Below are 19055 nucleotides of genomic sequence, written 5' to 3' on the forward strand. Positions count from 1 at the left end.
GCGGAGCGCGTGATCCGGCGGGAACGCCGGTTCCGGACAGCGGTGGTGGTGGCGGGACCGCCGGCGACGGCCGGGGGAGTGGCCGCGTCCCTCGCGTTCGGCAGGCCGGCGCAGGATCCGCTCGACCCGGGCGTGCGGACGCGGGGCGTCGTGGCCCGGTCCGGGCCACCGGAGCCGGGCCACGGGAGTCGGGCGGCAAGCACACCGGAGACGCTGGACCGGTCGACATCCGGCACGGGGTCGACGGCGGTACCAGGACGGCGGCCCGGTCCGAGTACCGCGACCCCGGACCGGAGTCCACCGTCGGCCGCGAGGTCGAGGTCTTCCACGACCCGGCCGTCCCGGGGCGGGCCCGCACCGCCGAACTGGGCCAGGACGTGCCCGCCTGGCCGTTCACCGCGGCCTTGGTGGACTCGGCGGGTGCCCGGCCTGACCGGCGGGGGCGCGCCGCCCGCCGCGCGGTGGTGGCGGCCCGGTCGGCTCGGCGAGTGGCGGCCCGGCACGACCGGTGCGTCCGGCCCGGACCCGAAACGGCCGTGGTCCGGAGTGGTGCGGAAAGCGGAGAGTCCGCTCGGTGAAGGTGGAGGAAGCCCCGTGGTGAGCGTCGAAGCGGTGCTGTGGGACATGGACGGCACCCTGTTGGACTCGGAGAAGCTGTGGGACGTCCCGCTCTACGAGTTCGCCGAGAAGATGGGCGGCACGCTGTCGCTGGAGACCCGGCAGGCCATGGTCGGGTCGAACGTGCCCACGACCATGGCGTTGCTGTTCGCCGAAGTGGGCCTGACCCCGACGCAGGAGGAGACGGCCGACGGCGCGGCGTGGATCCTTCGGCGCACCGAAGAGGTGTTCCGGGCCGGGCTGCCGTGGCGGCCGGGGGCTCGGGAGGCGTTGCGCGCGGTGCGGGCGTCGGGCGTGCCTATGGCGTTGGTGACCTCGACCGAGCGGGCGTTGACCGAGGTCGCCCTGGACACCATCGGGCGTGACCTGTTCGACGTGACGGTGTGCGGTGACGAGGTGGACGGCAACAACAAGCCCCTCCCGGACCCGTACCTGAAGGCCGCTGCCCTGCTCGGCGTGGACGCTGCGGCGTGCGTGGCGATCGAGGACTCGCCGACCGGCGTGAGGTCGGCGGTGGCGGCGGGGTGCACGGTGCTCGTGGTGCCGTGCGACGTCCCGGTGCCGCCAGGCGAACGCCGCGTCTTCCGCGACTCCCTGGTCGGCGTCGACCTGGCAGCCCTCGCCGCCCTCCGCGCCTAGGCAGTGTCCTGTAGTTGGCCATCTAGTTGATCATCGGAGTCAGAGCTTGATGGCGGCGATGGTGAGTTCGGCCGCCGCGCGGACCGAGGCTCACGCGGCGGGTGATCTGGTCTGCCCGTTCGGGACAGGTGCACACGATCCGGCGCGTCCGCGCAGGACCCGCCCGGTGGACTTGTGCGAGTGGGCCTTGTCCGCGACGGCACCCTCGGGCCGGACGCGGGGACGTCCCGGTCCGGATCGGGCGACGCGGCTGCCGTCGAGCGGCGGCGGCAGCCGAGGGTCGTCCCCGGCGTGACCCGGCGTGACGATGACGCCGGCGGCGCATCCCCTTTTTCCGGGCCCCGGCGGCGTGCCGGTGGGCCCGGACGATGCCGGAGTCGACGCCGATGATCCACTCCGGTTCGCCGACCGAGTCGTCCTTGACGACCACACGGTCGAAGATCCGCTGCCTGCGGCCACGCCCCGGTACCGGTAACAACGACTCGATCACAGCCCACGCCCGATCGGTCAGCCCACCACGACCCACCATGAACCAGAACCACCAGACACCCTGATCAACGGCTCACAGGACACTGCCTAACACCGCCTAGACCTCCTGGACCCCGGACAGCTGCCGGGCGTCGCGGCCCGGACGCGACAACGGCACGTCCCCCGCAGTGCGGTCAACTGGGGACGTGCCGTTGTCGGCAGTGCCTTGAGCCGGCTCCGGTCAGGCGACGGCGGCCTTCGTCCTGCTGGTGGTGCCGCGCACTGCCGGGTCGACCAGCAGACCGAACACCACGCCGAGACCCAGCCACAAGGTGGCAGTCTCGGCGAGCGACGCGAGGCGGAACTCCCACAGCACGTTGCTCGGCATGTCCGCCGGCACCGCGTCCGGCGGACCCGGGAACACCAGCAGGATCACCGCGAACGCGACCACCACGGCCAGCGCGACCACGGTGGCCCGCACCGGCCCGCTCAGGTGCTCCAGCCGGGACGCCAGGAAGCTCGCCCCGAACACCACCAGCAGACCGGCCGCGATGACGCCGAGGTAGAGCACCGTCCGGTAGTCCACCGTCTCCGGGTCGCCCACCGCCGGCGGGTTGGCCGGGTACTTGACGGCCGGCAGCAGCGCCGCCGCCCCGAACACCGCCGCCGCGAGCGTCACGCTCCGGCCGAACGGCGGCCGGCCCGCGAACCAGCGCCGCGACCCGGCGTACGCGGTGGCGAACAGCGCGCCCACCGCCAGCCCGACGATGATCGCCGCGAGCACGCCGCCGAGCATCTGGGTGCCCCGGCCGAACATCTCGCCGTGGTCGTGCGCACCGGGCTCCACCGGCGCGGCGGCACGGGCCTCCTCGACGGCCAACGCGGCCCGGATCGGCACCTCGACCACGACGAGACCGACCAGGCCCGCGAGCAGACCGCCGACGCCACCCGCGCCGACGCCCCGCAGCAGTAGGTTCTTGTAGGTGTCCACGGCCGGCCCTAGTGGCACGGGACGCCGAGCGCGTGACGCCCGTCGTGGAAGAACTCGTGCAGCGACTCGGCGGCGTGGCCGAGCGCGATGCCGTTCTCCTGGAGGACCAGCCAGGTGATCAGCAGTGCGACGAGTGCGACGGCGTAGGCCCACTTGGGAATGGGGATGGACAGGGTGTGCGCGGGGCTCGTCAAGACGGCCTCCTCCATACCTCGTGGAAGGTCAACAACTACTCGCGCCGCAGCCGGTCTCCTGACTCCCGGATCGACACCGTCCCCGCGTCTTCCCAGTCGCACCGCGCGACCAGTGACGTTCTCGGCGGGTTGGCTCCCCGGTCACAGTGGCGAGGACCGCGCCGGATTCCCACCGGCTTCCCGTCCACTGCGGCTGTGGAACCGTAGATGTCCACTGCGTCCGGGCACAACCGACCAGACGAGTTGTCGTCTACCTCACGTGCACCAAACACGATCAAGCGCCGCTTTTGTCCTGGTTCTCCGCCCGCCGGACCGGGACGTCGCAGGTAATCGCCGCCCCCTGAGGGCACCCCGGCCGAGCCGTCACCGACTGTTCGCCACGCGTCCCACATGTCGGCACGCCCGTCCCGCACCGCCCTGAACCGACGATTGGTTCCCGCCGGGCGGCAGGCGCCTGCGGCGACCGTCGCAACGGCGGTTCACCGCGCCGGGAGCGGGCAGTCCCCACAGGTCCCGCCACCGTCGAGGCGGTAGTAGAGGCAGCAACTGCGCCGCCGGAACGCGACCTCGCCGGGAAACGGGATGAAGTCGCCCGACCCGAGCAGCGGCGACTCGCCCAACAGCCGTTCGCCCAGCGCCACGCACTGCTCGGCGGACGCGGTGCCGCTGCGGCTCACCGTCCGCAACGCCCCGGCGACCGCCGACGCCGCGTTCCCCCACAACAACCCCCGAGCCACCGGCACGACGCCCCGGATCGCGGCCACCACCGGCTCCAACGACTCGGCGATCGACACACCCGGGACAGGTTCGCCGATCCGCACCCGCATCCCGTCCGGCCCGAAGTGCCACCACACGTTCCCCGGCCGGATGTCCGGCGCGACCCCGCCCACGGCGTGCGCGGCGACCGTGGGGCACAGCAGCCGCGCGGTGTACCCGAGGAAGAACAGGGACGCCGAAACCCGGGCCTCCCCGGTCCGATACCGCTCGCCGATGGTCCGCAACGCGTCCGGCAGCGCCTCCCCGCCCACCAGGTCGTCGCCCGATCGCCAACCGCCGCCGTCCGCGTCGGGAGCGGGGCGACCCACGTCCAAGGCGAAGAACGGGCTGATTCCCCGGATCCGGCGCAGCGTGGACAGCACTGGGGTGTAGTCGGACACGTGGCCAGTGTGCCCGCCGCCGATCGGGACACGACGACCACGGTGATGGGTCTGCCGCTCGGGTCGGGTGTCGAGTCGGCCGGTTACGGGATGTAGAACGTCAGGATGTCGCTCCGGACCGGCGGGAACAGCACGGTCATCAGGTCGGCGTTCGGGCCCGGGTAGACGTCCGGGAACCGCGCGGTCAGCCCGCGCAGACCGTGCGGGCCGAACAGCAGCGACGCCAGCAGGTCCGGCGCCACCCCGGCCCCGCCGGCGGCGGCCGGTGCCTGCATCACTCCGCCGGGGACGACCTGGCCGACCTCGCCCGCCTTGAACGGCAGGCGGACGTGCGAGCGGTAGAACGACAGCACCGCCTCGCCCTCGTCGTCGCCGAACGGCGAGGCGGCCAGCCGCCTGCCGAACACCGGACGCAGGTGGTCCAGCAACGCCACCGGGTCGGCGATCCGCACGTAGTACGAGTTCGCGTCCTCCGGCACCGGCCCCAGGAGCGGTTCGAGCGCCGCGCCCGCGACCGTCCCCGGACGCTCGTTGGCCGCCGTCGCCCCGGTGTGCGCGACCAGCGCGTGCACGGCGGCGGCGTCGACCGCGGCCACCTCGCCTAGGTGCACGCCTTCGTCCGGCGGCGTCGAGCGACCGGTGCCCACCGGCACGCCGTCCCGTTCCACCAGCCACTGCCGGCTGCCGCCGCGCGCCACCAGCCAACGCCACAGCTCGGTCGCGTGCGGCATCCGCAGGTCGGCCCGCCGCTGTTCGGCGTCCTGCAACGCCGCCATCGCCGGGATGTCGTCGAGCGTCGCCTCACGCACCACGTCGGTGCTCGGCGGCGGCGTGCCGACGACGTCGCGGGTCGGCGCGATCGGGATCGCGTAGGTGTAGCCGAACCGCCGGTAGAAGTACGGGATGCCGATCATGACGTTGACCAGCTGCCCGCGCGCCGCCGACCGCTCGTGCGCCCACCGCATCAACTCCCGGACCAGGCCGCGACCCTCGTAGTCCCGGTGGGTCGCCACCAGTTCCACCTGCCCGGCGGGGATCTCCACGCCGTCCAACACGAGTGTCTCGTTCAGCAACGTCGTCGTGGACACCACCCGGTCGCCGTCCACGATGACCGCGCACGTCTCCCACCCGGCATCCGGGTCCGACACCACCAGGTCGTGGTCGACGGCGTCCTCGGGCTCGCCCCGTTCGGCCAGCAGGCTGCCGATCTGGTCGAGGTCGCGTGGCTCGGCGGTGCGCAGCACCAAGCCGTCGGGCAACGTCATCACCGCAGTGTCTGCGTACTCCTCTCGTCGTGCCACTGGATTTCCGGGCCGGCTGTCAGGGGTCGGCTGGCCGGGTCTGCTGTCTGGGTCGGCTGGCTGGGCTGCACCTCCGGACCCCGGTCCATCGGTGACCGAATCGATTTGGCGGCCCGGCTTCGGGTGCCGCACAATCCGGCCATGTCCTGGCTGCCGTCCGACTTCGTCCACCCCACCCGTGTCGAGCTGGGTGCGGACCACCACCTGAGGCCGATCCAGGAGTCCGATGTGGACCTGGACTACCCCGCCGTCATGGGTTCGCGGGAACGGCTCTGGTCGATCTTCGGCGAGAAGTGGAACTGGCCGCCCACGACGATGACCTACGAAGCGGACCGCGCCGACCTCGCCCGCCACGCGCGGGAGGCCGAAGCGCACCAGTCGTTCAACTACGCCTTGTTCGACAACGCCGAGACCGCCCTGCTCGGGTGCGTCTACATCGACCCGGCGGAGGACGCCCTCATCTCGTGGTGGGTGGTGGACGAGTACGCCGGTACCGCGCTGGAACGTGCGCTGGACGCCTTCGTGCCCGAGTGGATCGCCCGGGACTGGCCGTTCGCCACCCCTCAGTTCGGGCTCTGAACCAGGGTTTCGCCTCCGGGCTTCGCGGGAATCGGCGGGGGTGTGCTGTCGGCCGGGGCGCCGAACCACCTGTGTAGGGCGCGGGTCAGCTCCTCCGGGCTGGTGCCCGCCCAGGCGACGTAACCGTCCGGCCTGACCAGGACCGCATCGGCCGGTGGGACCGGAGTGGTCGTGGTGTGGACGTCCACGCGGTCGGCCCAGGGGACCGCAGTGGCGCGCAGGGTCGGGTTGTCGGTGAAGACGAGCAGCAGAGGGCGGCCCGAGCGGGACAGGTGGGCGAAGGTCCTGTTGCCGGGCAAGGGGATGTCGGGCATCCACCGGCCGGTGAGCGGGTGGGGGTCGGTGAGCGGGCGGGGTGTGGAGTCGGTGCCCGTGGTGGTCTTCGGGCCGGCCATGTCGTAGACGGTGTCCGCGCCGGACATCAGGTGGGAGATGCGGCGAACGGCCGTCTGGTCTTGGAGCAGCTCGGTCAGGACCTCCCGCAGCGCGGTGATGTTCGGGCCTTCGGACAGGAGTGCCGTCTGGGCGCGGCTGTGGGTGATCACGCGCCGGCCCACCGGACGGCGTTCCGACTCGTAGGTGTCGAGCAGGCCCTCGGGTGCCCAGCCGTTGAGGTGCGCGGCCAGCTTCCAGCCGAGGTTCAGGGCGTCCTGGAGGCCGAGGTTCAGGCCGGGGCCGCCCACACCGGACTGGACGTGGGCCGCGTCGCCCACCAGGAAGACCCGGCCCTTGCGGTAGCGGTCGGCCAGGCGGGAGTTGGTGCCCTCCGCCCTGCGGTTGAGCGCCGGCGGTTGGCCGTTGTCGGGCTCGCTCATCGGCAGGTCGATGCCCAGCACGCGCTTCGCGGCGTCGCGGAGTTCGGCCAGCGGCATCTCGTCGGTGTCGGTCAGGCCCGAGTTGCCCCACTCGATCATGGCGATGCGGTAGACGCCGGGCTGGAACATGCCGAACGCGAAGACGCCGTGCTCGGTCCGGTGGAACGTGCCCGGCCAGAGCACGCCCAGCCCGGGAATCTCCAACTGGCCGGTCCGGTGGTCGGCCACCGGTTCGTGGATCACCACCTGGCCCGAGCGGTGGGTGAAACCCTCGTCGGTGACGCCGGGGAACCCGATACCGGCCCGTTTGCGGACCGTGCTGTGCCCTCCGTCGGCACCCACGACGTACCGCGCGGTGAGTGCGTACGGACCGTCCGGTCCGGTGACGTCTACCGTCACGTGGCCGTCGTGCTGGGTCAGGTCTCTCACCTGGTGGCCGCGCGTGACCTGCACGCCCGCGTGGCGCTCCAGCAGTTCCTCCAGTCCGCGTTGCGGCACGGGCAGCGCGAACAGGGCGTTGTCGTCCACTGTGGACAGGTCCAGCGGGAGCGCGCCGAACTGGAAGAACGGGGCGGGCCTGGGCGGGGACGGGCTCCCGGTCACGCGCTCGTGGAGGCCCCGGTAGTGGAGGGCCTGCACGACGCGGCCCACCAGGCCGTTGGCCTTGGGGGTGGTGGCGGGTTCGGGCAGGGCGTCGAGCACGGTGGGGCGGATGCCCGCCAGCAGCAGCTCGTTGGCGAGCATCAGGCCGTTCGGGCCCGCGCCGACGATGAGGACGTCGGTGTCGGGGCGGGGGTTCGGGGTGGTGGCCGGCGGGGTGGTGCTCTGCGGAGTGGTGCTCTGCGGGGTGGCGGCGAGTGACATTTCGGCTCCTTTGGGCGTGGCTGAACAGACCCCACGTCGGGTGGGGCCGGGTTCGGGGGTGGTCGGTGGGTCAGCTGGGTCGGGGTTCGGGCAGGCCGGCGGCCACCTGGGTCAGGGCGTCGCGGACCAGCGGGCCCAGGAGGACCGGTGGGTCGGCGGTCAGCCAGCGGTCGGTCGCCACCTCGATGGCCGCGCCCACGGAGGCCGCGACCAGGCGGGGGTAGAGGTCGACCGCGACGTCGGTCCGGGTGCGTTCGGCGATGGCCTGGGCCAGCTCGCGTTCGATCAGCGAGCTGGCGCGCAGGAACTCGCCGATCAGCGCCGGCTCGCTGGTCATCAGCCGGACCCCGGCCGTCCACTCCGGATCCGGCACCTTGTCGTCGGGGGTGTACTGGGCCAGCGCGGCCTCCAGGACCGACTCCCACACCGACTCGGACCCGGGCCGGCGGCGGACCCGGTCCGCGAGCTGCCGGCCCCGGTCGAGGTGGCGGGAGGTGATCGCCTCGGCCTTGCTGGAGAAGTAGTTGTTGAACGTGCGTGGCGACACCCCCGCCGCGGCGGCGATGTCCTCGACCAGGACGTTCTCCAGGCCGCGCTCGACCGCCAGCCGGAGCGCGGCCCAGCTCAGCGCCTGGCGGGTCTCCAGCTTCTTGCGCTCACGCAAGCCCAGTGGTTCGTCCATGTGATCAACGTAGGGGAAAAGTGCGGGGCCCGCAAGATTTCGGGATACGCACTTTCGGGGGGTGGTTTCGGGGCGGTCCGCCGGGGGTGGGTTGTCGGGGGCGGTTGGTCGGGGGCGGTCCGGGGGATGCGAGGATCAGACCCCGTGAAGACCTTCGACGAGCTGTTCGCCGAGCTGAGCGAACGCGCCCGCACCCGCCCCGAGGGGTCCGCCACGGTCGCGGCGCTGGCGGACGGCGTCCACGCGCAGGGCAAGAAGGTGCTGGAGGAGGCGGGCGAGGTCTGGATCGCCGCGGAGCACGAGTCCGACGAGCGGCTGGCCGAAGAGGTCTCCCAACTGCTGTACCGCGTGCAGGTGCTGATGCTCGGTCGCGGCCTCACCCTCGAAGACGTCTACAAGCACCTCTGACCCGTGGCCGGGGTGCTCGGCGGGTTCGTCCCCATCTGGGTGCTCACGGCCATCGGCTTCCTCGCCGCCCGCACCGACGTGCTGGGGGAGCGGGCGGAGGCGGTGCTCGGGCGGTTCGCGTTCTACCTGGCGATGCCCGCCGTGCTGTTCACGACGCTGGTCGACAGCGATCCCGGCAAGCTCGCCAACCGGGGCGTGCCGGCGTTCGTGGTCAGCACGTTCGTGGTGGGCACGATCGGTCTGGTGCTGTTCCGGAAGGTGTTCGACCTCCCGCTGCCCGACCAGGCGCTGGGCGCGATGGCGGGTGCGTACGTGAACTCCGGCAACCTCGGCATCCCGATCGCGGTCGGCGTGCTGGGCGACTCGTCGTTCATGGTGGCCGTGCTGCTGTTCCAGCCGGTGATCGTGATGCCGATCGTGCTCGCGGCGGTCGAGGTCGGCTCCGGGAGGCGCGGCGGGACGGTGCGGACGCTGGCGAGCCTGCCGGTGCGCAACCCGGTCATCCTGGGGGCGCTGCTCGGCGTGGTGGTCGCCGCGATGGGGTGGCGGCTGCCCGCGCTGGTGCTGGAGCCGTTGAAGGCGCTCGGTGCGGCCGGTGTGCCGACCGCGCTGGTGGTGCTCGGGATGTCGCTCAACGCGATGCGCGTGCCCGACCGGGACGGCCGCGCGCAGGTGAGCGCAGCCGTGGCGTTGAAGCTCCTGCTGCACCCGCTGGTGACGTTCCTCGCGTGCCTGGCGCTGGGTGTCGACGGGCCGCTGCGGCTCGCGGCCGTGGTCTGCGCGGCGCTGCCGACCGCGCAGAACGTCTACGTGCTGGCGCGCGAGTACCGGCCGGACGCACGACTGCCCCGTGACGCCGTGCTGCTGTCCACGGCGCTGTCGATGGTGACGCTGTCGGTCGTCGCGGTCCTGCTCCAGTAGCTCACCGCTCCCGGACGTAGAGCGACTGGGCCGTCCGCCCCACCGGGCCCCGCTCGTCGTGCAGGACGCTGTCCGCCACGCCGACGCCCGTCGGGCCCACCACCGTCTCCGCGTCCAGCGCGAACCACTCGCCGACCGGCTCGCGGTGCAGGTGCACCGTCAGGTCGGTGTTGATCGCGTACCACTTCGAGATGTCCAGCCTGCTGGACACACCGCTGGCCGAGTCGGCGACGGTGAACAGGCGTTGCAGCGCGGTGGGCTCCTCGCCGGCTACGACCGCGACCCGGGGCCGCGCCCACACCACCGCGTCGCCGGGGGTGAACACGCCGCCGGACACCGAGCGCCACTCCATCGCGGCCAGGTAGCCGCACCGCCAGTCCTCCGGGATCACCATCGGCACGCACCCCTGCGGCTGGACCAGCGGCTCACCCTCGCCGGAGGCCACCGCCGAGGTGTCCCCGGCGACGATCCGCCACGCCCGCGCACGCAGCACCGGACGCCCGTCGTGCGACAGCGCCGCGGACAGCAGCTCCACCGAACGGCCGGGGCGCTCCAGCTCCGCGGTCACCTCCAGCTCGGCCACCGGGACCGGGCCGAGCACCTCGAACGTCACGCGGGACAGCACCGCCCCCGGCCGGGGCGCGGTCCGCTCCAGCGCACGCACCAGCAGCGCGGACGGCGGGCCCAAGTGCTGGTGCTCGCCGCTCCACGGCCCGGCGGTGTGGTCGGTCGAGGTGAACCGGTGCTCGTCGAGCCGCTCGTAGAACGCCGCCATCAGTCCGCCCTGTCCAGTGCCGTCTCCTGGCCCGCGTCCGGTTCCGGCCAGCCCGGGTAGGGCGGGGGTGTGCCGTCGAACGCCGGGCACAGCGCCTTGTGGTCGCAGTAGTCGCACAGCCTGCCCGGGTTCGGCCGGAAGTCGCCGGACTTCGCCGCGCGCAGGATCGCGTCCCAGATGGCCTGCAGGGTCCGCTCGAACCTGGTCAGCTCGGCCTCGTCCGGGGTGTAGGCCAGCGCCTGCCGATCGGCCAGGTACATCAGCCGCAGCTGCCGGGGCACCTCGCCGCGCAGCCGCCACAGCACCAGCGCGTAGAACTTCATCTGGAACAGCGCCTTGGCCTCGCCCACCTCGCGCGGCGCGGCCCCGGTCTTGTAGTCGACCACCCGGATCTCGCCGGTCGGCGCCACGTCGACGCGGTCGACGTAGCCGCGCAGCAGCACGCCGGAGGGCAGCTCCCACTCGACCAGCAGCTCGCGGGCGTCGGCGTCGAAGCGGCGCGGGTCCTCCAGGGTGAAGTAGCCGTCCAGCAGGCCGGCTGCGGACGCCAGCCACTCGGCCTGGTCGGCGGCCTCCTCGCCGGCGAACAGGTCGGCGAACTCGGGGCGCTCGGCGCGCACCCGCTCCCAGGCGGGCTCGACCAGTTCGCGCGCGCGCTCGGGCAGGCGCTCGGCGGCGGGCAGGCCGAACAGGTCTTCCAGGACGGCGTGCACGACGGTGCCCCGGACCTGCGCTCTGGTCGGCTTCTCGGGCAGCCGGTCGACCGCCCGGAAGCGGTACAGCAGCGGGCACTGCTTGAAGTCGCCCGCACGGGAGGGCGACAGGGCGGGCCTGCGTACAGGGCGCTCGGTGATCGTGGGCACTGCCATGCCCAGAACGATAGGGCAGACCCCCGACAAGATCGGGATCCTCGGGCAGCGCGGTGCGGGGGCGCCCTCGGGCTGCGGGTCCCCCGCGTTCAGCGAACCACGCGGGTACGGCGGAAGTGGATCTTGGCCGAGAGCGTGCCGAAGGGGTGCTGAGAGTGCGCTGAGAACGGCCTGTGATCGGGCGTGTCACAGCGTCAACACACGTCAGCGCCTACTCTTTCGCCGTGGTGACCAAGGAGAGCTGGCGGCGGCAGGTCGGTCGGGACGGTGGGCTGCCGCTGTTCCGGGCCGCCGGGATCCCGGTGCTGCTCGCGCCCTCCTGGTGGCTCGGCTCGGCGGCGATCGTGGTGCTCTACGCGCCGCTGGTCGGGCGGATCGCACCCGGCCTGAGCGGGGTCGCGGGGGTGCTGCTCGCGGCCACGTTCGCGGTGTTCCTCGGGCTCTCCGTGCTGGCCCACGAACTCGGGCACAGCCTGGTCGCGCTGCGGCTCGGGCTGCCGGTGCGGCGGCTGCGGCTGTTCCTGCTCGGCGGCGTGTCCGAGGTGATGCGCGCGCCCACCCGGCCCGGTCACGAAGGGCTGATCGCGGTGGCCGGGCCGATCGTGTCGATCGTGCTGGCCGGGGTGTTCGCGCTCGGCGCGACGGCGATCCCGCAGCCCGACGCGGTGTGGCTGCTGATCGCCCAGACCGCCTTCGCCAACGCCGCCGTCGCGGTGTTCAACCTGCTGCCGGGCCTGCCGCTGGACGGCGGCCGGATCCTGCGGGCCGGCGTGTGGGCGGCCACCGGGCGGCGCGCGACCGGCACCAAGGCGGCCGTGATCGGCGGCGGCGCGGTGGCCGCGGCGCTGGTCGTGTGGGCGGTCTGGGGGCTGCTGGCGGGCAGCGAGGACCGGTGGATCCGGTTCGGGGTGTGCCTGGTCACCGCGTGGTTCGTGGTGGCCGGCGCGCGCGGCGAGATGACCGCCGAGCGCAGGCGGACCTGGCCGGAGGGGCTCACCCTGGGCGAACTGGTCCGGCCGGTGCTCCAACTGCCCGCCGAGAGCCCGGTGTCCGGCGCGCTGACCGCCTCCGCCGGGCGCGGCGTCGTGCTGGTCCGTGCGGACGGCGTCGCCGCCGGCCTGCTCGACCGGGACCTGGCGCAGCGGCTGGCGTCCACTTCGCCGCACGCGCCCGCCGAGCAGGCCGCGGTGCCGATCCGGCCGGAGACCGTGCTGCTGGAGAACGAGACCGGCGACGAGGTCGTCGAACGCGTCCAGGGCACCGCCGCCTGGGAGTACCTGGTGGTGGACCTGGAAGGTCGGCCGGCGGGCGTGCTGCGGCGCGAAGACCTCAAAGCCGCCCTGGACCGTCGCTGAGCAGACCGGCGTCCTGGGCGAGGATCGCCGCCTGCACCCGCGACCGCAGGTCCAGCTTGGTCAGCACCCGCGACACGTGCGTCTTCACGGTCGTCTCACCGATGTGCAGCTTCCGCCCGATCTGCTGGTTCGACAGACCTTCGCCGAGGCACCTGAGCACGTCCACCTCGCGGTCGGTCAGCGCGTCCAGCGCCGGCGGCCGGCCGCGCGGCGCGGACGTCGCGAACTCGCGCATCAGCCGCCTGGTCACGCTCGGCGCGAGCACCCCGTCCCCGGCCGCGACCTGCCGCACCGCCTCCACCAGCGCCGGGGCCTCCACGGACTTCAGCAGGAATCCCGCGGCACCCGCGCGCAACGCCCCGTGCACGTACTCGTCGAGGTCGAACGTGGTCAGCACGAGCACCTCGCACACCCCGGCCAGCTGCCGGGTCGCCTCGATCCCGTCCACGCCCGGCATCCGGATGTCCATCAGCACCACGTCCGGCTGCAGCTCTCGGGCCATCCGCACGGCCGCCGCGCCGTCGGCCGCCTCGCCCACCACCTCGACGCCCTCCGCGCCGCCCAGGATCATCACCAGGCCCGCGCGGATCGCCGCGTGGTCGTCGGCCACCAGCACCCTCGTCACCGGTGTCGTCACAGCGGCAACTCCGCCCGCACCAGCCACTGGTCGCCGTCCCGGCCCGCGCTGAACGTGCCGCGGACCGCGTGCGCGCGTTCCGCCATGCTCACCAACCCCGTCCCCGATCCTTCCGTCCCGTTGCCCGCCGTGTTGCGCACGGTCACCACGAGACGCCTTAGCTGGCGTTCCACGCGCACCGACGCCGACGTGCCGTGTTTGAGCGCGTTGGTGAGAGCCTCCTGGAGGATCCGGTAGGCCGCCACGTCGACGGCGACCGGCAGGTCCTCCACGCGGTCCATCTCGAAGTCCACGTCCAGCCCGCCCGCGCGCGCCGAGTCGACCAGCCGCCCGGCGTCGGCCAGCGGCACGGCCACCGGCTCGTCCACCGGGTCGTCGGCCCGCAGCACGTCGATCATGGTGCGCATCTCCGCCAGCGACCGCACGCTGTTCTCCCGCACGGACCGCAGCACCGTCCGCACGGTCTCCGAGTCCGCCGGCATGGACAGCACCGCCTCGGACTGGATCGCGATCGCGGACAGGTGCCCGGCGACCACGTCGTGCAGGTCACGGGCCATCCGGTTGCGTTCCGCGTCCACCGCAGCCCGCCGGTCCAGCTCCGCGATCCGGGCGACCTGCCGGGCGCTGTCCCGGTGCTGGCGGATGTTGGTCGCCCACCACACGGGCACGCCCATCAGCGAGAACACCTGGAAGCCGGCGTAGATCGACTCCCGCCAGTCGAGCAGCACCGCCACGGTCAGCGTCAGCCCGAGCGTGGCGGTCGCGATCACGCCGATCAGCGCCTGCTGCAGCCTGCGCGGGCCCTCCAGCGTCACCACGAACAGCACGTCGACGAACACCATGATCACCGGCAGGCTGAGGCCCCGGGTCAGGTCCAGCCCCGCCGCCGCGACGACCGTGACCAGCGCGAACAGGGGCAGCCGCCGGCGGAACGCGGTGCCCGCGCACGCCACGGCCAGGATCGCCAGGTGGGTGCCGAGCGGCGTGTCCACGCTGTTGCGCGCGAACACCACGTCCAGCCTGAGGTGGTAGATCAGCATCCCGATGGCGAAGAACCCGACCGCGACCAGCAGGTCTCGGTTCCTCGGGCGGAAATCCACCCCCGCATCTCAACACATCGCCGCGACACCGGTCGTCCTACGAAGTGATGACGCCCGGTCGATCCGCTCGCCGACGCGCCGCACGTGCCCCCACCTGCAGTCTTCTTCCCGTGGGCGAACTGCTGGTAGTGGTCATCGTGGCGTGTGAGATCGGTTTCTGGGTGGTGCTGGGAGCGGGGCTGATCGCCCGGTACGTGCTGCGGATGCCGAAGCTGGGCGCGGTGCTGTTGGTGTGCACGCCGCTGGTGGACGTGGTCCTGCTGGCGGCGACCGTCCTCGACCTGCGGTCGGGGGGTGAGGCGAAGACGGCGCACGGGCTGGCGGCCATCTACCTGGGGGTCAGCATCGCGTTCGGGCACAGCATGCTGCGCTGGGCCGACCAGCGGTTCGCCCACCGGTTCGCGGGCGGCCCGCCGCCGGTCAAGCCGCCTAAGCACGGCGTCGAGCGGGTCCGTCACGAGTGGCGCGAGTGGTTCAAGTTCCTGCTCGCGTGGGCCGTCGCCGGTGCCGTCGTGCTGCTGCTGACCTTCGTCGTGAGCACGCCGGAACGCACCGAGGTCCTGTGGGGGCAGATGCGGGGCATGTCGATCGTGGGTCTGATCTGGCTGGTCGGCTGGCCGGTCTACTACTCGGCCAAGCAGGCGACCGCGAAGGTGGCCGGAAGGGGGCGGTGATGCGCGAGGTGGTCGGGATCATCCTGTTGGTGCCACAGGGGCTGGTGGCGTTGGTGCTGATCGCGCTGGGTTTGGAGGGCAAGGGCTGGTTGCTCGCGATGCACCTGCCGCCGTGGGCGCAACTACCCGCCGCGGTCGCCTTCACGGTCGTCGGCGCCCTGCTGACGGTGTCCGGGCTCCGCGCGGACAGAGGCCGCTGAGCTGGGCCGCCGGGCCTTCTGCGACCATCGTGCGCCGTTGTACGCAGGTTCGTTCAGGAGGTTCGCCGCGGTGAGCACCGCCAGTGGTCCGTTCCAGCCCGGAGACCGGGTGCAGTTGACCGACCCGAAGGGACGGCACTACACGATCGTGCTCGAACCGGGCAAGGAGTACCACACCCACCGCGGCGCGTTGTCGCACGACAGCCTGATCGGACAGCCGGAGGGGTCGGTCGTCGCGTCCGTCGGCGGCACGTCGTTCCTGGCGTTGCGGCCCCTGCTGTCCGACTACGTGCTGTCCATGCCGCGCGGCGCGCAGGTGATCTACCCCAAGGACGCCGCGCAGATCGTGATGTACGGCGACGTGTTCCCCGGCGCGCGGGTCCTGGAGGCCGGTGCCGGGTCGGGCGCGTTGACGTGCTCGCTGCTGCGCGCGGTGGGGGAGAAGGGCAGCGTCACGTCTTACGAGGTCCGTCAGGACCACGCCGACCACGCGATCCGCAACGTCGAGCAGTTCTTCGGCGAACGCCCCGGTAACTGGTCGCTCACGGTCAGCGACCTCGCCGAGCACGAGGGCGAGGTCGACCGGGTCGTGCTGGACATGCTCTCCCCGTGGGAGGTCCTGCCGACCGTCGCCCGCAGCCTCATCCCCGGCGGCGTGCTGGTCGTGTACGTGGCGACCACCACGCAGCTGTCGAAGGTGACCGAGGCCATCCGCGAGCAGCAGCACTGGACCGAGCCCCACGCGTGGGAGACGCTCGTGCGCCCGTGGCACGTCGTCGGCCTCGCGGTGCGCCCGGAGCACCGCATGATCGGCCACACGGCGTTCCTGCTGACCACCCGCCGGCTCGCCGACGGGGTCACGCCACCTCGCCCGCAGCGTCGGCCCTCGAAGGGCTGAAACACCCCCTGAACAGCGGAAACGGCCCACGCACCGGGGTGCGTGGGCCGTTTCGCCGGTGAGCTACTTCTTCTCGCAGGCCACCCAGCCCGCGTCGGTCTTGATGAACGGGACCTTGTTGGTCGTGTCGCCCTTCATCAGTTCCTTCAGCTCGTCGGGGACGCCCTCCAGCTTGATGGAGATCTCCGCCTCGGCGTGCGTGTCGTCCTGCTCGGTGACGTTGTTGACGGTGGCGCTGAGCTTGATGTTCTTCGCCGCCTCCTGCATCGCCTTCATCTTGTCCTGGAGCTCCGGCGGCAGGCTGCCGAGGCTCTTCTCGATCTGCTTGTTGATCTCGTCGGGATCGAACGCCTTCTTCAGGTCGTCGATCTCCTTCTGGTCGTCGGCACAGGTCAGCGAGCGCAGCTTGTCGTAGTCCTTGCTCGACATGGCCGCCGCGAAGCTGTTCGCCGCGTCCTTGGGCGAGCCGTTGGAGCCGCCGCCCAGCGTGAACAGCAGGACCGCCACGACACCGATCACCAGGACGCCGCCACCCGCCAGGATCCAGGGCAGGGGGCTCTTCTTGCGGGGCGGGCCGTACGGGGCGCCGAAACCACCCGGTTGGCCGTACCCGGGCTGCCCGAACTGGCCGGGTGGGCCGTAGGGCGGCTGGCCGGGGCCCGGTTGGCCCGGCTGGCCGGGCGGCGGGAAACCGCCCGGGGGAGGGCCGTAGCCGGGCTGCGGCTGCCCACCCTGTGGGAAGCCCTGGGGCGGCGGGGGGTACCCGCCGGGCTGCTGGCCGTACCCCGGCTGCGGACCGGATTGGCCTGGTTGTTGGCCAAATTGGCCCGGCTGCTGACCGTAGGGGCCCGGCTGCTGCGGCGGGACGGACATCACGTTCTCCTAGAACTTTCCGCTGGTGGCAGTGGAGACTGCCCGGAACGCACAGTGGTACTCGTACTTGGACGCACGGTAGCCGGTCGGTGGTTCCGCCAGGCACCGGGATGGAGCAGTTCATCCGGCCGAGCGGGCGGAATTCGCGATCACCCGACCCCTCCGACCGGCCGGGGTAGCCGCTTTTGTCGGTGATCGCCGGTACCGTTGTCGTACGAACACGGGAGGAGGGTGCCGACATGCAGCACGGTCATCCCGGCAGCCGGCCCGATGAGGGCGGCGAGCTGAACAAGGGCAACAACTCTGGTGAGCTGACGGCGCAGATCAGGTTCCTGGAGGACGAGATCGCGTTGTTGCGCCGAAAGCTGACGGAATCCCCACGACACGTCCGCCTGCTGGAGCAAAGGCTGGCGGAGGCGACGGAACGCGTCAGCCAACTCACCGAGCGCAACACGAAGCTCATCGACACCCTTCGAGAAGCACGGAGCCAACTCCTCGCGCTGCGCGAGGAAGTGGACCGCCTGGCCCAGCCTCCCAGCGGGTACGGCGTGTTCCTGGCGCGGTTCGAGGACGGCACGGTGGACGTGTTCACCTCCGGCCGCCGGATGCGTGTCTCGGTGTCGCCGGCCGTCGAGTCGGCGTCGCTCGTGCTCGGCCAGTCGGTGCGCCTGAACGAGGCGTTGACCGTGGTCGAGGGCGGCGACTTCGAGCGGACCGGCGAGGTCTGCACGCTGCGCGAGGTCCTGGAGTCGGACGCGGACGCGTCCATCGGCCGGGCCCTGGTCGTCGGGCACGCCGACGAGGAGCGCGTCGTGTGGCTCGCGCAGCCGCTGATGGACGCCCCGCTCAAGTCGGGCGACTCGCTGCTGGTCGACTCGAAGGCGGGCTTCGCCTACGAGCGCGTGCCGAAGGCCGAGGTCGAGGACCTCGTGCTGGAGGAGGTCCCGGACGTCAAGTACGAGGACATCGGCGGCCTGTTCCGGCAGATCGAGCAGATCCGCGACGCCGTGGAGCTGCCCTTCCTGCACGCCGACCTGTTCCGCGAGTACAAGCTGCGCCCGCCCAAGGGCGTGCTGCTCTACGGCCCTCCCGGCTGCGGCAAGACGCTCATCGCCAAGGCCGTGGCGAACTCCCTGGCCAAGCAGGTCGCCGCCGCGCGCGGCGAGGACCACCGCGAGGCGAAGAGCTTCTTCCTCAACATCAAGGGCCCCGAACTGCTCAACAAGTTCGTGGGCGAGACCGAACGGCACATCCGCCTCATCTTCCAGCGCGCGCGGGAGAAGGCGTCCGAGGGCACCCCGGTGATCGTGTTCTTCGACGAGATGGACTCGATCTTCCGCACCCGCGGCAGCGGCGTGTCCTCCGACGTCGAGACGACGATCGTGCCCCAGCTCCTCAGCGAGATCGACGGCGTCGAGGGCCTGGAGAACGTGATCGTGATCGGCGCGTCCAACCGCGAGGACATGATCGACCCGGCGATCCTGCGTCCGGGCCGACTGGACGTGAAGATCAAGATCGAGCGTCCCGACGCCGAGGGCGCGAAGGACATCTTCAACAAGTACCTGACGCCCGACCTGCCGATCCACGCCGACGACCTCGCGGAGTTCGGCGGCGACCCGTCGGCGTGCATCGACGGCATGGTGCAGCACACCGTCGAGCGGATGTACGAGGAGTCGGAGGAGAACCGGTTCCTGGAGGTCACCTACGCCAACGGTGACAAGGAGGTCCTGTACTTCCGGGACTTCAACTCGGGCGCGATGATCCAGAACATCGTCGACCGGGCCAAGAAGGCGGCCATCAAGAGCCTGCTGGACACCAAGCAGCCGGGCTTGTCGGTGCGGCACCTGCTCGACGCGATCGTGGACGAGTTCGCGGAGAACGAGGACCTGCCGAACACGACCAACCCGGACGACTGGGCCAGGATCTCCGGCAAGAAGGGCGAGCGGATCGTGTACATCCGCACCCTCGTGACCGGCAAGAACCAGGAGTCCGGCCGCGCCATCGACACCGCCACCAACACCGGCCAGTACCTGTAGC

At 72.0% G+C, this 19055-nt stretch carries 20 protein-coding genes and 1 riboswitch; of the genes, 9 read left to right on the plus strand and 11 right to left on the minus strand.

What is annotated here, in order from left to right:
- The first annotated feature begins 624 nt into the window (after positions 1-624).
- On the plus strand, positions 625-1257 hold the full coding sequence (locus AC0HI0_RS04555; RefSeq protein ID WP_480934253.1) for an HAD family hydrolase: 633 nt from the start codon (positions 625-627) through the stop codon (positions 1255-1257).
- Positions 1258-1966: 709 nt separating this feature from the next.
- Here AC0HI0_RS04555 and AC0HI0_RS04560 read toward each other — a convergent pair.
- From AC0HI0_RS04560 to AC0HI0_RS04575, 4 genes are all read right to left on the minus strand, one after another.
- Complete coding sequence (locus AC0HI0_RS04560) at positions 1967-2716, minus strand: CbtA family protein (protein ID WP_480930974.1); 750 nt, start codon at positions 2714-2716, stop codon at positions 1967-1969.
- Positions 2717-2724: 8 nt separating this feature from the next.
- Positions 2725-2910, minus strand: coding sequence for a CbtB domain-containing protein (locus AC0HI0_RS04565; RefSeq protein ID WP_480930975.1), 186 nt, complete (start codon positions 2908-2910; stop codon positions 2725-2727).
- Between the two features lie 31 nt (positions 2911-2941).
- Positions 2942-3117, minus strand: a riboswitch (cobalamin riboswitch).
- A 272-nt stretch (positions 3118-3389) separates the two neighbouring features.
- Complete coding sequence (locus AC0HI0_RS04570; RefSeq protein WP_480930976.1) at positions 3390-4067, minus strand: (2Fe-2S)-binding protein; 678 nt, start codon at positions 4065-4067, stop codon at positions 3390-3392.
- Between the two features lie 83 nt (positions 4068-4150).
- A complete protein-coding gene (locus tag AC0HI0_RS04575; RefSeq protein WP_480930977.1) occupies positions 4151-5332 on the minus strand; it encodes a GNAT family N-acetyltransferase in 1182 nt (393 codons plus the stop codon).
- Between the two features lie 177 nt (positions 5333-5509).
- Between AC0HI0_RS04575 and AC0HI0_RS04580 the strand changes: the two genes are divergently transcribed.
- Positions 5510-5947, plus strand: coding sequence for a GNAT family N-acetyltransferase (locus tag AC0HI0_RS04580; protein ID WP_480930978.1), 438 nt, complete (start codon positions 5510-5512; stop codon positions 5945-5947).
- Here AC0HI0_RS04580 and AC0HI0_RS04585 read toward each other — a convergent pair.
- Both AC0HI0_RS04585 and AC0HI0_RS04590 read right to left on the minus strand, forming a co-directional pair.
- Complete coding sequence (locus AC0HI0_RS04585) at positions 5932-7626, minus strand: FAD-dependent monooxygenase (RefSeq protein WP_480930979.1); 1695 nt, start codon at positions 7624-7626, stop codon at positions 5932-5934. The genes AC0HI0_RS04580 and AC0HI0_RS04585 overlap by 16 nt on opposite strands.
- 70 nt (positions 7627-7696) lie before the next feature.
- On the minus strand, positions 7697-8308 hold the full coding sequence (locus AC0HI0_RS04590; RefSeq protein WP_480930980.1) for a TetR/AcrR family transcriptional regulator: 612 nt from the start codon (positions 8306-8308) through the stop codon (positions 7697-7699).
- 144 nt (positions 8309-8452) lie between these two features.
- Between AC0HI0_RS04590 and AC0HI0_RS04595 the strand changes: the two genes are divergently transcribed.
- Positions 8453-8716, plus strand: coding sequence for a phosphoribosyl-ATP diphosphatase (locus tag AC0HI0_RS04595; RefSeq protein ID WP_480930981.1), 264 nt, complete (start codon positions 8453-8455; stop codon positions 8714-8716).
- A gap of 3 nt (positions 8717-8719) precedes the next feature.
- Positions 8720-9637 (plus strand): AEC family transporter, encoded by a 918-nt coding sequence (locus tag AC0HI0_RS04600; RefSeq protein ID WP_480930982.1) that lies wholly within the window; start codon positions 8720-8722, stop codon positions 9635-9637.
- 1 nt (position 9638) lies between these two features.
- Here the strand turns inward: AC0HI0_RS04600 and AC0HI0_RS04605 are convergent, their stop codons facing one another.
- Complete coding sequence (locus tag AC0HI0_RS04605) at positions 9639-10415, minus strand: thioesterase family protein (RefSeq protein WP_480934254.1); 777 nt, start codon at positions 10413-10415, stop codon at positions 9639-9641.
- Positions 10412-11281 carry a RecB family exonuclease gene (locus AC0HI0_RS04610; protein WP_480930983.1) on the minus strand — a complete coding sequence of 290 codons (870 nt, stop codon included), beginning with the start codon at positions 11279-11281 and terminating at the stop codon, positions 10412-10414. Before AC0HI0_RS04610 ends, AC0HI0_RS04605 begins: the two co-directional genes overlap by 4 nt.
- 224 nt (positions 11282-11505) lie before the next feature.
- On the opposite strand from AC0HI0_RS04610, the gene AC0HI0_RS04615 reads away from it, so the two are divergent.
- A complete protein-coding gene (locus tag AC0HI0_RS04615) occupies positions 11506-12636 on the plus strand; it encodes a site-2 protease family protein (protein WP_480930984.1) in 1131 nt (376 codons plus the stop codon).
- On the opposite strand, the gene AC0HI0_RS04620 is transcribed toward AC0HI0_RS04615, so the two are convergent.
- Together AC0HI0_RS04620 and AC0HI0_RS04625 are read right to left on the minus strand one after the other, a co-directional pair.
- The gene (locus AC0HI0_RS04620; RefSeq protein WP_480930985.1) at positions 12611-13273 is read right to left on the minus strand and encodes a response regulator; all 663 of its coding nucleotides are present in this window, start codon (positions 13271-13273) and stop codon (positions 12611-12613) included. The two genes, AC0HI0_RS04615 and AC0HI0_RS04620, sit on opposite strands and share 26 nt — an antisense overlap.
- Positions 13270-14373: a sensor histidine kinase gene (locus AC0HI0_RS04625; protein ID WP_480930986.1), complete on the minus strand. Its 1104-nt coding sequence runs from the start codon at positions 14371-14373 to the stop codon at positions 13270-13272. Before AC0HI0_RS04625 ends, AC0HI0_RS04620 begins: the two co-directional genes overlap by 4 nt.
- A gap of 110 nt (positions 14374-14483) precedes the next feature.
- On the opposite strand from AC0HI0_RS04625, the gene AC0HI0_RS04630 reads away from it, so the two are divergent.
- The 3 genes from AC0HI0_RS04630 to AC0HI0_RS04640 all read left to right on the plus strand — a co-directional run bounded on the left by AC0HI0_RS04630 (position 14484) and on the right by AC0HI0_RS04640 (position 16145).
- Entirely contained in the window at positions 14484-15047 is a 564-nt protein-coding gene (locus AC0HI0_RS04630; protein WP_480930987.1) for a hypothetical protein, read from the plus strand.
- Complete coding sequence (locus tag AC0HI0_RS04635; protein ID WP_480930988.1) at positions 15047-15247, plus strand: hypothetical protein; 201 nt, start codon at positions 15047-15049, stop codon at positions 15245-15247. Before AC0HI0_RS04630 ends, AC0HI0_RS04635 begins: the two co-directional genes overlap by 1 nt.
- A 70-nt stretch (positions 15248-15317) precedes the next feature.
- A complete protein-coding gene (locus tag AC0HI0_RS04640; protein ID WP_480930989.1) occupies positions 15318-16145 on the plus strand; it encodes a tRNA (adenine-N1)-methyltransferase in 828 nt (275 codons plus the stop codon).
- 63 nt (positions 16146-16208) lie between these two features.
- Here the strand turns inward: AC0HI0_RS04640 and AC0HI0_RS04645 are convergent, their stop codons facing one another.
- Complete coding sequence (locus AC0HI0_RS04645) at positions 16209-17018, minus strand: hypothetical protein (RefSeq protein WP_480930990.1); 810 nt, start codon at positions 17016-17018, stop codon at positions 16209-16211.
- A 239-nt stretch (positions 17019-17257) separates the two neighbouring features.
- Here AC0HI0_RS04645 and arc point away from each other — a divergent pair, with 239 nt between their 5' ends.
- Positions 17258-19054: a proteasome ATPase gene (arc, locus tag AC0HI0_RS04650; protein WP_480930991.1), complete on the plus strand. Its 1797-nt coding sequence runs from the start codon at positions 17258-17260 to the stop codon at positions 19052-19054.
- Position 19055 lies beyond the last annotated feature (1 nt).

This window comes from Saccharothrix sp. NBAS 001, assembly GCF_056640475.1.